Origin of the sequence: Phascolarctobacterium faecium, from assembly GCF_003945365.1 — a bacterium.
GTDB lineage: Bacteria > Bacillota > Negativicutes > Acidaminococcales > Acidaminococcaceae > Phascolarctobacterium > Phascolarctobacterium faecium.
In genome coordinates this window covers 136,378-149,525 of record NZ_AP019004.1, presented here as the reverse complement: position 1 = coordinate 149,525, position 13,148 = coordinate 136,378, and the positions used below count along the sequence as shown (strand labels likewise).

General features: G+C 48.0%; 12 protein-coding genes. 10 read left to right on the top strand and 2 right to left on the bottom strand.

The window, feature by feature from the left end:
- Window positions 1–35: 35 nt before the first annotated feature.
- Genes PFJ30894_RS00700 through PFJ30894_RS00690 form a run of 3 tightly spaced genes read left to right on the top strand, consistent with a single transcriptional unit; the run spans window position 36 to window position 5,318 of the window.
- A complete protein-coding gene (locus tag PFJ30894_RS00700; protein WP_197714957.1) occupies window positions 36–1,460 on the top strand; it encodes an autotransporter strand-loop-strand O-heptosyltransferase in 1,425 nt (474 codons plus the stop codon).
- Between the two features lie 40 nt (window positions 1,461–1,500).
- The gene (locus PFJ30894_RS00695) at window positions 1,501–2,307 is read left to right on the top strand and encodes an FkbM family methyltransferase (RefSeq protein ID WP_125668771.1); all 807 of its coding nucleotides are present in this window, start codon (window positions 1,501–1,503) and stop codon (window positions 2,305–2,307) included.
- A gap of 41 nt (window positions 2,308–2,348) precedes the next feature.
- The gene (locus tag PFJ30894_RS00690) at window positions 2,349–5,318 is read left to right on the top strand and encodes an autotransporter outer membrane beta-barrel domain-containing protein (protein ID WP_125668770.1); all 2,970 of its coding nucleotides are present in this window, start codon (window positions 2,349–2,351) and stop codon (window positions 5,316–5,318) included.
- A 111-nt stretch (window positions 5,319–5,429) separates the two neighbouring features.
- Here the strand turns inward: PFJ30894_RS00690 and PFJ30894_RS00685 are convergent, their stop codons facing one another.
- Window positions 5,430–5,774, bottom strand: a complete 345-nt coding sequence (locus PFJ30894_RS00685; RefSeq protein WP_125668769.1) for a cupin domain-containing protein — start codon at window positions 5,772–5,774, stop codon at window positions 5,430–5,432.
- Between the two features lie 170 nt (window positions 5,775–5,944).
- On the opposite strand from PFJ30894_RS00685, the gene PFJ30894_RS00680 reads away from it, so the two are divergent.
- From PFJ30894_RS00680 to PFJ30894_RS00650, 6 genes are all read left to right on the top strand, one after another.
- On the top strand, window positions 5,945–6,715 hold the full coding sequence (locus PFJ30894_RS00680) for an amino acid ABC transporter substrate-binding protein (RefSeq protein WP_231997921.1): 771 nt from the start codon (window positions 5,945–5,947) through the stop codon (window positions 6,713–6,715).
- Between the two features lie 75 nt (window positions 6,716–6,790).
- Window positions 6,791–7,441 (top strand): amino acid ABC transporter permease, encoded by a 651-nt coding sequence (locus tag PFJ30894_RS00675; RefSeq protein ID WP_021717882.1) that lies wholly within the window; start codon window positions 6,791–6,793, stop codon window positions 7,439–7,441.
- Between the two features lie 12 nt (window positions 7,442–7,453).
- Window positions 7,454–8,215: an amino acid ABC transporter ATP-binding protein gene (locus PFJ30894_RS00670; protein ID WP_125668768.1), complete on the top strand. Its 762-nt coding sequence runs from the start codon at window positions 7,454–7,456 to the stop codon at window positions 8,213–8,215.
- Between the two features lie 72 nt (window positions 8,216–8,287).
- Window positions 8,288–8,845 (top strand): hypothetical protein, encoded by a 558-nt coding sequence (locus PFJ30894_RS11765; protein ID WP_021717884.1) that lies wholly within the window; start codon window positions 8,288–8,290, stop codon window positions 8,843–8,845.
- A gap of 137 nt (window positions 8,846–8,982) precedes the next feature.
- Entirely contained in the window at window positions 8,983–10,194 is a 1,212-nt protein-coding gene (locus tag PFJ30894_RS00655; RefSeq protein ID WP_125668766.1) for an MFS transporter, read from the top strand.
- A 178-nt stretch (window positions 10,195–10,372) separates the two neighbouring features.
- Window positions 10,373–11,008, top strand: coding sequence for a flavodoxin family protein (locus PFJ30894_RS00650; protein WP_046431218.1), 636 nt, complete (start codon window positions 10,373–10,375; stop codon window positions 11,006–11,008).
- Between the two features lie 75 nt (window positions 11,009–11,083).
- On the opposite strand, the gene PFJ30894_RS00645 is transcribed toward PFJ30894_RS00650, so the two are convergent.
- Window positions 11,084–11,476, bottom strand: coding sequence for a thioesterase family protein (locus PFJ30894_RS00645; RefSeq protein ID WP_046431216.1), 393 nt, complete (start codon window positions 11,474–11,476; stop codon window positions 11,084–11,086).
- A gap of 183 nt (window positions 11,477–11,659) precedes the next feature.
- On the opposite strand from PFJ30894_RS00645, the gene PFJ30894_RS00640 reads away from it, so the two are divergent.
- Window positions 11,660–13,141, top strand: coding sequence for a class I adenylate-forming enzyme family protein (locus PFJ30894_RS00640; RefSeq protein ID WP_125668765.1), 1,482 nt, complete (start codon window positions 11,660–11,662; stop codon window positions 13,139–13,141).
- Window positions 13,142–13,148: the final 7 nt, after the last annotated feature.

The following is a 13,148-nucleotide window of genomic DNA, read 5'->3' as shown; positions in this document are numbered from 1 at the left end:
CTGATAGAAAACAAAACGAACAGGAAGACATGACTATGACGGAAATAAAATCAGCCAGTGACGAAGAAATGGCATACTCTGCCAAAGGCAACAGCGATGGTAACAACGGCGGCCTGCCCCAGCAGGGACAGGCACCTCAGGCAGCGCCAAAACCCTATATGACCTTCGCCGCAGGCCAGGTGCAGCAGCCAAGCGGTATTGCAGGTATCAGCTTCGACTTTAACTACGGCGCCCGCGTCACCGTGCCCCAGGGCGAGTACAGGGTTCGGTTTATTGACCGCAAAGCCTGTCTTACTGTCTACGACGCACCTGCCAGCGGCGTTTTGGTTGCCAGCAGCAAAAAGTATTTTATAGATTTTCGTATCGAAGTATACGAAAAAGATAAAATGATCTTTGCCCACGACCTGGATCTGCGCAGCCAAAAAGTGCTGTTAAAATTCCCGGTCGGGATATTGGGAGATATTCTGGCCTGGTTCCCCTATGCGGAAGCCTTCCGCCAAAAGCACGGCTGCCAGCTTTACTGCGCCATGGACGAAGAACTGGCAGAGCTGTTTAAACCAGCCTATCCTAAGATACACTTTCTCAAACCGGAAGAACGGCCTGAAGGGCTGTACGCCAGCTACTATATGGGTATCTTCTTTCCCTGCGACGACAGGCTGCACCAGCCATCAGACTTTCGCATTCGCGGCCTGCACCAAAACGCCGCCATGATCCTGGGGCTGGACGAAGGAGGCGAACCGCCTCAGCTTAGCGTCAAGCTTTTGCCCAAAGACAAAACACGTAAAATAGCAGGACCATACGTCTGCATCGCCGCCCAGTCCAGCAGCCAGGCCAAATATTGGAACAACGGCAGCGGCTGGCTGGGCGTCGTCAAACACCTTAAAGCCAAAGGCTACAGGGTGCTGTGCATAGACCGCGAAAATGTCTACGGTATGAACAGTCGCTTTAACATAATCCCCTACGGCGTCGAAGATTTTACCGGCAAGCTGCCCCTGTCAGAACGTATCGACCTTTTATACCATGCCGACTTCTTCATCGGCCTGTCCAGCGGTCTTAGCTGGGTAGCCAACGGCGTAGGCATACCTGTCGTACTCATCAGCGGCTTTACCCTGCCGTTTAACGAATTTGCCACACCCTACCGGGTCATAAACTACCACGTCTGCAACGGTTGCTGGAACGATACCCAGGTAGTATTCGACCACAAAGACTTTGAATGGTGCCCACGCCTTAAAGGCACCGACCGCCAGTTTGAATGCAGCCGCTACATAACCCCCGAAGCGGTAAACAAAGTTATAGACAAACTGATGGCAGACTACCAGCTGGATCCGCTGGCACCAAAACAGCCGGCTCCAGATAAAGCAGCGTCAGCAGAAGCTGAGTCCATAGCAAGTGCAGCAATAAATAAAACCACTGCCGCTAAAACAACAGGTAAAGCAAAAAAAGCGCGGATAAGAAAATGAACCTTGCCTCTTGCAGTAAAAAACATAAGGAGAAGTAAAAATGCCAGAAAAATTTAACATAGTACGTCAATGCCGGCATGGACTGATGGTCTTTAACAGGCACGACCAGTTTATCGGCAAAGCGCTGAAGGTCTACGGCGAATATTCAGAAGGTGAATACGATGTTTTTAGCCAGGTAGTAAAACCCGGCGATACAGTTATCGAAGCCGGCGCCAATCTGGGCGCGCATACACTGGGACTGGCGCAGCTGGCAGGGCCGAATGGCAGGGTCTATGCCTTTGAGCCCCAGCGGCTGATGTTCCAGACACTGCTGGGCAATGCGGCGCTCAACAGCCTGACCAATATCTACGGCTTCCAAAAAGCCCTTAGCAACGCACCGGGTAAGCTGCTGGTACCACTGCAGGACTGCGAAAAAGAAGTGAACTGGGGCGGTCTGGCCTTGGGCAGCTGCAGTGAAGGTGAAGAAGTAGAGGTTATCACCATCGATAGTCTTAAGCTGTCGGCCTGCGACTTTATCAAAGTAGACGTAGAAGGCATGGAACTGCCCGTACTACAGGGCGCGGCAGAAAACCTTCGTAAATATCGGCCGATCCTGTATGTAGAAAACGACCGTGCAGAAAAGTCGCAGGAATTGGTGGAATGGATAAAACAGCAGGGCTACGACTTGTACTGGCACAAACCGACCATGTATAACCCCAATAATTATGAAGGCGTGAAGGAAAATATTTTTACGATAAAGCAGCAGACAGAAAAAGGCTGGATCGAAAGCAATTATATCTCGCTAAATATGCTGTGCCTGCCCATAGAAGCTGGCATAGCTATGGAAGGCTTTGAAAAAGTACAGTAAGAGTTTTACTCCAAAATAAAGTTAAGAGAGAAGGAAAGAAGATGAGAAAACATAAAAATTTAAATAAACAGGAGTTAATGATCAGGCAGGACATTCCGTGTGTACATCTGGGGGGGAAGTTTGTGCCTTTGAAATCTAGGGTAAAATCACTGCTGGGGGAAAAACGCAAAAAACGGGCAGAAAAAGTTCTGGCGACAGTAGTTATGGGCATGAACCTTGTCAATGTCACAGCTCCGGTGGCAGCACTGGCCGCGGCTGGGAAAACGGTGCCTGCCCCAGTCCAGCCCCTGCGTAGCGATGCTGCGCCTTTGGATTACGCCGTGCTGCCCCAGCTGGCAGACGTAGTGGACAGGGCCATATTTGCCCGCGCCGAAGCCACTGATTATAGCGGCAATGCCAGCGTAGCCACTATGGTGAAGGGCGATACGCAGACTATAACCTCTGGACAAAACGGTATTGTAAGTGTTATGAGTGGTGACGTAAACGGCGCTGGTCTGCAGACGATATCAAGCGGCGGGACCGGCACAGTCAGTAAAATGGATGGAGGCGGCACGCAGTTTGTATCTAGCGGCGGCATTGGCACGGTAATTGATATGAACGGTGGCTATCAAACTGTCTACGAAGGTGGCACAGGTAAGGTGGAGACTATGGACGGTCTTCAGTACATCTCCGGCGGTGTTGGCTCAGTAGGAACTATGAATGGTCCCGCTGGGCAGTTTATCTACTCTGGCGGCACAGGTATGATAAACGAGCTTAACAGCTACCAGCAATATGTGAACGAAGGCTGTACCGGTATAATCAACATCATGAACACTACTGGTACACAGTGGATCTCGGCCAATGCTGTCGGTACGGTGGTCACATTGAAATCGGGGACGCAGTTGGTTGATGATGGCGGCACTGGTACGATCATTACTCTTGACAACCATGATGGCGCCGGCGGGCAGATCGTTTACTCCAATGCCATCGGTATGATCGTTACTATGCTGGACGGCGAGCAGTATGTATTCAAGGGCGGCAGCGCCACGGTAGTCGATATGAGCGGCGGAACACAGATCGTTAGAGTTAGTGGTAATGGCATGATAGAGACTTTAAACGGTGGTGAGCAGAATATCATGGGGGGAGGTACAGGTCTGGTCAGTACAATGAACAGTGGCAGTCAGGTTATAAGCAGTAGCGGTACTGGTACAGTCGACACTCTGAACGGCGGCACGCAAACTGTTGCCGGCGGTGGCAACGGCACAGTGAGTACTATGCTCGGTGGTACGCAGGTTGTTTCCCGCAGTGGTAAGGGTACGGTAAACGCCTTGAACGGCGGTACACAAATCGTTTCAGTCGGCGGCACGTCACTGGATACTGTTTTGAACAGCGGCGGAACTGTCTATCTGGGCAGCGGCGGCAATATATCTAATATTACCTATAGCGGCGGTATGCAGATCATCGACAATATCACTTCCGGTTATGATAATATGACGCTTGGCAGCGGCGGCACCAACGTGACCATGGGCATTATAAGCGGAGCACAGATGAGCGGGACGATCATTAACAGCGGCGGCGAGCAGCTTATTCTTAATGGTGGTACAGCCCTTGATACAGAGCTTAACGGCGGTATTATGCAGATGAGCAGCGGCGGTATAGTCAGTGGGATGACCATGACAGGCGGTAGTATGGTTTTAGAAAACATTGATGGCGGCAGTTTCAATATCAATGGCACGCTGACGGCAAATAATGCAGTTATCGACATGACTGACAGCAGTGTGACACGCGCGGGAACACCGGCCTATGAAAGCCTGACCATAGATACGCTTAGCGGCAGCGGCACCACCTTTATCCTGGATACCGATCTGGCAGGTGAAGCCAACAGCGATAAAGTTACCATTACCCATGCTGATGTCGGTACTCACTATGTACAGATCAAAGACTTGAGCAAGTTAAACAATATTGAAGTAACAGGGGAACATAAGCAGCTTTTGATAACCGATGCCAGCGGCAAACTGACCTTTGTGGGTAAAGAATTCAATGCCGGAGGACTGTGGGACGTTGACCCCACACTGTCTAAAGGTGATGCTCTGGGGCTTTCGGCCAACGACTGGTATTTGACAAATATGGTCAAAACAGTCAATAATGATACGAGCGTGCTTTTGGATGCTGCCGATAACAGCTATGCTATGTGGCGCAATACCAACGACAGTCTGCGCAGTCGTTTGGGAGCACTGGCAAGCGGCAGAGAGCAGGCAGACGGCGTTTGGGCGAGGACGCAGGCAGGGCGCTTCAGCGGCTCAGGCTACGAAGGACGCTACAACCTTTATCAGTTGGGATTTGAGAAGCAGTTCAAGGGCGGAAGTATCTATGGTGGCGCTATCGACTACGGCGATGGCAGCGGCAGCTACGCCCCCGGCAGCAGCAAAGATAATCTGAGATCCTTTAGCCTTTATGGCATCTGGACAACAGGCAGCGGCGCATATACCAATGTTACGGCCCGTGTAGGCAACTTCTCGACCGATTTGGAATCCTACGGCGACTACCCGGATAAAGCCAGCTACAAGCAGCACGCCTACAGTCTTAGTGTGGAATACGGCAAACGCTTTGATTTTGAAGCAGGTTTCTTTGTTGAGCCACAGGCACAATTTACCCTTGGCAGGCTGGCCGGTATCGACTACACCACCGATAGAGGCGTCACTGGCCGTATCGACGGCATGAACAGCGCCATCGGCCGTATCGGCTTCGTCATGGGACAGAAGATAGAAAATGGCAGCGATATCTATCTGAAAGCCGACCTGCTGCACGAATTTGCCGGTGAGCGCGACCTGCAGCTGACCTCGGATGCAGGCGGAACCAATGATATATTGACCAAGCACAACGACTACGGCGATACCTGGTTCGAGCTGGGGCTGGGCGGCAACGTCAGAATCAGCAGGACGGGCAACTTCTATGGCGAAGTGACGCGCGGCTTCGGCGGCGACATCAACAAAAAGTGGAGCGTCAACGCCGGGCTAAGGTTCATGTTCTAAGTGAGCGTCGCTTTGCTGCGAGCAGTAAAATAAATCCGAATAAATATTAAAACACTGCTGTGAACCAAAGTTCACAGCAGTGTTTTAATATGTTTTGTAATTATTTGAAATTTATTTTTCGTTGACAATCAGCGCCATAGCCAGCAGGTCATCCTGACCAATATTTTCGATGCTGTGGCTTTCGCCTTCGGGGCAGAAAACAACTGCGCCTGCAGGCAGCGTGCTTTCAGTGCCATTGTCATTATATAAGGCCGTACCCTGCAGGATATAAATAGTTTCGCTGGTGCCTTCATGTTTGTGGTAACCGAGTGAACAGCCGGGTTTAAGAATTACGCGCGCATAAGCGGCTATTTTGCCGCCGTAAACCTTTTCATCTACGATGTGCTCCATAATAGTATTGCCTTTACCGCCGGCCCGGCGTTCAAAAATATCGGTTTTTCTTTCAGTGACGATCATCACAAGCCCCTCTTTCGTTATAAAATACTGCTGTTGAAATAAGATTCGCAGCTGTAAGGAAAATTCCTGCAAAAAATTTCAAAAAAAAATCAATTTACCTCTTTACAAATTTAGCATACTAAAGTATAATCAAAAGCGTAGTAAGAAAACAACACCTTAGAGGGGGATGGATGATGAAGAAATTTTTACTTTTGGCTATGACGCTGCTGATGGCTTTGTCTTTGGTTACAGGCTGCGGCAGTGACAGTCCTAAAAAAATGGTGATAGGTCTTGATGACAATTTTGCGCCGATGGGCTTCCGTAATGAAAAGAACGAGATCGTCGGTTATGATATCGACCTCGCTAAAGAAGCCTGCAAGCGTGCTGGTATGGAAGTAGAATTTAAACCGATCGACTGGGCTTCCAAGGAAGCAGAGATCAAGGGTAAGCGTATCGATGCGATCTGGAACTGCTTTACAGTCAACCCGGAGCGTCAGGAAGCTTATACGCTCTCCAAGCCCTATATGGTAAATGCTCAGCTGGTAGTTGTTCCTAAAGGGTCTGAGATTACTAAAATTGCTGATTTGAAGGGTAAAGTTCTGGCAGTACAGGATGACAGTACCGGTTCTTATATTCTTGACAGAAATAATGAACTGAGGACTTCCCTGAAAGATTACAGAAAATATCCTGACTTTGCTGCTGTTTATATGGATATGGACGCCGGCCGTATCGATGCCATGGTAGTTGACGCTGTTCTGGCTCGTTATTATATGGTCAAACATCCTGATAAATATGTAGCTTTGGAAGAAAATCTGGGCGACGAAGTCGTAGCGGTTGCCTTCCGTAAGGATGATAAAGAATACAGTGAGAAAATCAACAAGGCACTGGATGAAATGAAAAAAGACGGCACCATGAAAAAGATTTCTGAACAATGGATGGGTGTTGACATCACTAAATATTAATAAGCTCCGGGCCGATGGCATGAGCTGTCGGCCCTTTTACTCTACTTATTTTTAATGCAGATACGGAGACTCATAATGGATTATATTATTTCCATCCTGCCGCAGATGTGGCTGGGAACGATCGAAACTTTAAAATTGTTTTTTATTACTATTGTTTTGTCAATACCTTTAGGTATACTGCTGGCTCTGGCGAGGGTTTCGTCACTTGGCAGTCTGCGCAGTGCCGTTGGTGTCTATGTCTGGCTGCTGCGCGGTACGCCGCTGATGCTGCAGCTTTTATTCGTTTATTACGGACTTCCATTTATTCCCGGTATTGGGATCAGGATGGATGATTTTCAGGCGGCTATTTTTGCGTTTGTACTTAATTATGCCGCTTATTTCTGCGAAATTTTCCGCGCCGGTATCCAGGCTATTCCTAAAGGCCAGTATGAAGCGGCCCGTACTTTGGGTATGAATTATGTACAGACCATGCGCCGTATTATTCTGCCGCAGGTTTTTCGCATTATCCTGCCGCCTGTCAGCAATGAGACGATAACTCTGGTCAAAGATACTTCTTTGATTTATGTTTTGGCAATGAATGATCTGCTGCGGACGACACGTAATCTGGTGCAGCGTGATTTCAGTATTACGCCGTTTCTTGTAGCCGGTGTTTTTTATCTGCTGATGACGCTGGTTTTGACCTACGGATTTGACAAACTGGAAAAAAGATTTTCGAAGTACGATTGATGGGAGTAAGCCATGAAAAAAATCGAAGCACGTAATATTCATAAAAGTTTTCAGGAACTGAACGTTTTGCAGGGTATAGATCTTGATGTCGAAGAAGGCGAAGTCATTGCCGTCATCGGTCCCAGCGGCAGCGGTAAAAGTACTTTGCTGCGCTGTTTGAACAAGCTGGAAACTATCAACAGGGGCACGATCATTATTGACGGTGAGCTGCTTGCTGATACCAGCAGCACAGGTGAGGTGGTATATGCACCCGGTGACGAAAGCCGCCGAATTGCCTGTAAAATGGGAATGGTGTTTCAGCAGTTTAACTTGTTTCCGCATATGACAGTGCTGCAGAATTTGATTGAAGCACCGGTGCAGGTGCAGAAGCGCGACCATGCCCAAGTAATCGAAGAAGCAAAAATACTTTTAGGCAAGGTTGGCTTGTCCGAAAAAGCGGATGTTTATCCGCGGAAGCTCTCCGGCGGTCAGCAGCAGCGTGTAGCTATCGCCCGCGCTTTAGCGATGAAGCCGTCGATCATGCTTTTCGATGAGCCGACATCTTCGCTGGATCCTGAATTGACAGGGGAGGTTCTGCGTACCATGCGTGAACTGGCTGAAGAAAAAATGACGATGGTGGTAGTGACTCATGAAATGGGTTTTGCCCGCGAAGTAGCGACCAAAGTTATTTTTATGGCTGATGGCAGAGTACAGGAACAGGGCAGGCCTGAGGATATTTTTACTAATCCGAAAAATGAACGTCTGCAGGCTTTTTTGCAAACTGTGTTAAAATAAAAACAGCGCCCTGAGGCGCTGTTTTCGTTATCAATGAGGCAGAAGGATGAATGATGAGGGGAGAGCTGCGAAATGAAAAGCAAGAATATCAATCAGCTTGTATTGGCCGGGGTACTGTGTGGTATCGGTATCGTTGTGCCGATGTTGATGCCTAAAATAGTGATCGGGCCGATGTCGTTTACGCTGGCCAGCCATGTGGCTATTTTTATTGCGATGTTCATATCGCCGAAGCTGGCCGCAGTAGTTTGCTTGGGAACGACGCTGGGATTTTTTATGACGACGCCTGTAATTATTGCTCTGAGGGCTGCCAGCCATATCTGTTTTGCCCTGCTTGGGGCTGTGCTGATCAGAAAAATACCGGAAATTATTGAAAAGCCATTGCCAAGCACTGTGTTTAATGGTGGGCTGGCCTTTGTACATGCTCTGGCTGAGGTTGCCGTCGTTTCACCTTTCTTTCTGGCCGGCAGCATTTTCAAACCGGAACAGCTTGCCGACGGTTATGTTATGAGCGTACTTGTTCTGGTAGGGGTTGGTACATTTTTACATTCGCTGATCGATTATACTGTTTCGATCATGCTGTGGAAGCCTGTACGTGCTGCATTGCCTTCGCTGGCCGAGCTGCGTGAATAACGGCAGTAAAGGTGAATGAGATGAAAAAATAAATAAAAGCACCGGCCGCCATCGGTGCTTTTATTTATTTTAGGAATTGACTAATACGGCAGAAAGTATACAATTAAAAGCAGGTTATAGAGAAAAGGGGCTTTTAAGTGGAGAATCGCGAGTATATAAAAACAGGTTCGCAGGTTTACTGGCGAACGCTGTTTATTATTTTTTTAGGAAGTATGGCGGCTTTTGGTGCCGAGTACTGTGTGCAGCCGATTATACCGGTTATTGCTTCCAGCTTTGGGCTCAATGCAGTACAGGGGAGTCTGGCAGTATCTTTAGGATTGGTGGGGATGTCAGCAGCAATGCTGCTGATTGCCGGTTTGGCACCGCGTTTTGACCGTAAACTGGCAACTGCTGTCGGCTTGATAGGAGCTGCAATACTGACTATTATGATAGGCTTCAGCGGCAGTTTTGAAGCTATTCTGGGGATGCGTCTGATACAGGGATTGCTTTTAGCTGCATTTCCTTCGTTGATAATTGCTTACATCAATGAGGAATTTGAGCCGTTTAACGTCGGTACTGTAATTGGGATCTATATCAGCGGAACAACAGTGGGAGGCCTGTTTGGACGGCTTGTGGTCAGCGCGATTACTGATTTTGTTTCCTGGCGCATGGGGCTGATTGTGATCGGCATTTTATATCTTGCTGTCGGTATTGCTTTTTTTATGCTGCTGCCTAAACCGAAATATCAGCGGCAGCGCCAGTCAGGCGGACTGCAGCTGATAAAAACCTTTCATACCGCTCTGGCAAATAAGAAATTATTATGGATTTACCTGGTTGCATTTTTGATTATGGGTTCTTTTGTTGCTGTTTTTAACTTTATTTCCTATGTCTTACTGGCACCGCCTTATTCATTAAGCCAGACTGTAGTAGGGCTGCTGTTTGTAGTCTATTTGTTTGGAACCTTCAGCTCTACCTATATGGGCAGATTATCAGATCAGCATGGTAACGGGCGCGTACTTATTCTGGGCCTTTTGATAATGCTGACCGGCGGGCTGCTGACTTTACTGCAGCCGCTTGTATTTAAATTTATAGGTCTGGCTATATTTACTTTTGGGATGCTGGGTTCACATTCCGTAGCCTGCGGCTGGGTAGGAAAACTTAATCAGGGCGATAAAGCGCAGTCATCGTCGATGTATATGTTTTTCTATTATGCCGGTGCAAGCTCACTGGGTACTTTAGGCGGCGTATTTTTGGAAAGCTATGGCTGGAGCGGTGTTATCGGCATGGTTGCTACTGCGGTTATTATTTGCCTCCTTGTAGTAGTCAGGCTGGAACTGGCGGTAAGCCAGCATTTATTGTGGCATCACTAATAAAATAGAGAAAGTCAAAAACAGCAGGTGGTAAAGGTTTGCCGCCTGTTGTTTTTTTATGTACAGACAGAAAAGCAGTAAAATTTGAAAATAATTCACTTGACCTGGAGTGCGCTCAAGGTTGTATAGTTATGTCAGGAGCAGTGGAAAGACAACAAAGCAAAGGAGCGGAGTAAAGATGAAAGTAATATTGGTTAACGGCAGCCCCCATGAAAAAGGCTGCACATATACGGCGCTGGCAGAAGTTGCGTCTGCATTGGAACAGGAGGGCATCGAAACAGATATTTTCTGGATCGGTACTAAAGCTATTGCGGGCTGTATTGCCTGTCACGGCTGTGCCAAAACTGGCCGCTGCGTTTTTCATGACAAGGTCAATGAATTTTTGGAGCTGGCACCTGTTTATGACGGCTATATTTTTGGTTCGCCTGTACATTGGGCTGCAGCCGGAGGAGCGATAACTTCTTTTATGGACAGAGTTTTTTATACTGCCGTTTGTTCAGGTCAGAAAACTTTTTACCTGAAGCCGGCGGCTGCGGTGGTATCTGCCCGCCGTGCGGGAACGACGGCAGCCTTTGAACAGCTGAATAAATATTTTATGCTGATGCAGATGCCTGTTGTAGCTTCGCAATATTGGAATATGGTACATGGCGTCAATGCTGAAGAAGTAAAACAGGATTTGGAAGGCTTACAGACGATGCGTACGCTGGGCAGAAATATGGCTTTTTTACTGCGGTGCAAAGAAGCCGGTTTGCAGGCTGGTGTAGCATTACCACAGCAGGAAACGCCAGTTTTTACTAATTTTATTCGCAGCTGAAGCGTTTGTTTAAAGCTTTTGCTGCAGGTAAACAAAAAACTCCCGCATTGCGGGAGTTTTTTGTTAAAAAATAATTCAGCGCTTAGACTGTAATTTAGCAATAAATTTAGCTTTGTCAATAATGAAGCGCTCGTGGGTACCGTTGCCGATCGGTCCATGATCATCGCAGGCGCCTACCTTAAAGGTAAGCTTGCGTCCTTCAACGGCTATCAGTTTAGCTGTAGCAATAATTTTTTTTCCAAGCAGCGTGGCGGCTTCATGAGTGGTGTCCATTTTGATGCCGACGCTGCTGGTAGAGGAGTCAAGGCATGGAAGGATCGCGTTGCAGGCGGCCTGCTCCATCAGGGCTATCATGGCCGGAGTAGCAAAAACATCAAGATCGCCGCTGCCCATAACTGCTGCAACATTGGTGGTGTCAACGATTGCTTCGGCTCGTCCTTGAAGACCGGGTCGTAGTTCAACTTTCATTTATTAAACCTGCCTTTCTGGGAATTAATATTTTATATACTGCTTACATATTAACCTGATTTTTAGCATTGTGCAAGTGGGTTTTTATTTAGTATAATAAAGAATATACTGCTGCTGGAAAAGTGGATCGGATCAGGCAACGGTAATTTTAGCGGCTTGAAGCCGCGGCGGGGAGCGAAAGCTATGCTTTTTTATGAAATAATCAACGATCATCCGGCAGAAGACCCGGCTCTGATCTGTCAAGATAAAATGCTGACTTATGGTGAAGTGCGTGAGGAAGTTACTTTATGGGCTGCGCATCTGCAGAGCAGCGGCGTATGTAAAGGCGATAAAGTCGGCCTGTTCAGCAAAAACTGCAATGAATTTGTGATCGCTTATTTGGCGATCATTAAAGCCGGCGGCGTTGTTGTTCCATTTAATTTTCAACTGGCGGCGCCGGAGGTGGCCTATATCGTTCAGGATGCAGGTATGAGCGTAATGGTGACGCGGCAAAAGCTGGAATTAGATGCCGCATTGCAGGAATGTGGCTGTGGCCCGCTCAAGCAGCTGGATTTCGAGGATCTGCGTCAGCCTGTTGACAGGAATTATGAAGATATAGCTATGGACGATAATGATAATTGTACGATCATTTATACCAGCGGTACGACAGGGCATCCTAAAGGAGCAATGCTGTCACATCGTAATTTGGTTGCCAACGCGAAAGATTTTACGCAGAGGGTGTTGATGTATTCTTCTGATAAGACCTTGTGTGTGTTGCCGATGTATCATTGTTTTGCCTGGACTGTTTCCGTAGCATGTCCTTTATTGCATGGCTGCTGCATAGTTGTACAGGAAAATTATACTTTAGCTGAAGCACTGCGGTTGATCCAAAGGTATGAAATAACACAGTTTGCCGGCGTACCGACGATGATCCAGATGTTTGAAAAGGGTGCCGACAGCGGGCAGCTGGCATCAGTACGCTTTTTTATCAGTGGTGGTGCTTCCTTACCGCAAAAGCTGGCAAAAGATTTTAAGAAAAAATTTGGAAAGCCCGTACAGGAGGGCTATGGCCTGTCAGAGGCTTCGCCGGTCTGTACTGTTAATCCGGCTGAAAAAATCAAGGTCGGATCAATTGGACCGCAGCTGCCGAATGTAAGAGTTGAGATCCGTGATGAGGATGACAGACGGGTTGCCAGCGGCACGGTAGGCGAGCTGTGCGTCCGGGGGGACAATGTGATGTTGGGATATCTGAATCGCCCGGAAGAAACGGCTGCAGCTTTACGCGGCGGCTGGCTGCATACAGGTGATTTGGCATATCAGGATGAAGAAGGTTATATTTTTATCGTTGACAGGCTCAAGGATATGATTATTACAGGCGGGGAAAATGTTTATCCGCGTGAGGTCGAGGAAGCGTTGTATCATCATCCGGCAGTGCAGGAAAACGCTGTAGTAGGTGTGCCGGATAAGCTGCGAGGTCAGGCGGTCTGTGCTTATCTGGTGTTGAAGGAGGGCGCGGCGGCGACAAAACCGCAGCTGCGGCGCTTTTTAATGGAGCGTCTTGCCAGTTACAAGGTACCAAAATATTTTTTCTTCTGCGAGCAGCTGCCTAAAAATGGTACAGGTAAGGTTATGAAGACAGCTTTGCGTGAAAATGCTATTGAAGATTTAGTTAATCGTCAGAATTAAGACAGGC

What these genes read in the sequence shown, in the direction of transcription:
- PFJ30894_RS00700 (WP_197714957.1), top strand. Translation starts at nt 36, where the DNA reads ATGACGGAAATAAAATCAGCCAGTGACGAAGAAATGGCATACTCTGCC.
- PFJ30894_RS00695 (WP_125668771.1), top strand. Translation starts at nt 1,501, where the DNA reads ATGCCAGAAAAATTTAACATAGTACGTCAATGCCGGCATGGACTGATG.
- PFJ30894_RS00690 (WP_125668770.1), top strand. Translation starts at nt 2,349, where the DNA reads ATGAGAAAACATAAAAATTTAAATAAACAGGAGTTAATGATCAGGCAG.
- PFJ30894_RS00685 (WP_125668769.1), bottom strand. Translation starts at nt 5,774, where the DNA reads ATGATCGTCACTGAAAGAAAAACCGATATTTTTGAACGCCGGGCCGGC.
- PFJ30894_RS00680 (WP_231997921.1), top strand. Translation starts at nt 5,945, where the DNA reads ATGATGAAGAAATTTTTACTTTTGGCTATGACGCTGCTGATGGCTTTG.
- PFJ30894_RS00675 (WP_021717882.1), top strand. Translation starts at nt 6,791, where the DNA reads ATGGATTATATTATTTCCATCCTGCCGCAGATGTGGCTGGGAACGATC.
- PFJ30894_RS00670 (WP_125668768.1), top strand. Translation starts at nt 7,454, where the DNA reads ATGAAAAAAATCGAAGCACGTAATATTCATAAAAGTTTTCAGGAACTG.
- PFJ30894_RS11765 (WP_021717884.1), top strand. Translation starts at nt 8,288, where the DNA reads ATGAAAAGCAAGAATATCAATCAGCTTGTATTGGCCGGGGTACTGTGT.
- PFJ30894_RS00650 (WP_046431218.1), top strand. Translation starts at nt 10,373, where the DNA reads ATGAAAGTAATATTGGTTAACGGCAGCCCCCATGAAAAAGGCTGCACA.
- PFJ30894_RS00645 (WP_046431216.1), bottom strand. Translation starts at nt 11,476, where the DNA reads ATGAAAGTTGAACTACGACCCGGTCTTCAAGGACGAGCCGAAGCAATC.
- PFJ30894_RS00640 (WP_125668765.1), top strand. Translation starts at nt 11,660, where the DNA reads ATGCTTTTTTATGAAATAATCAACGATCATCCGGCAGAAGACCCGGCT.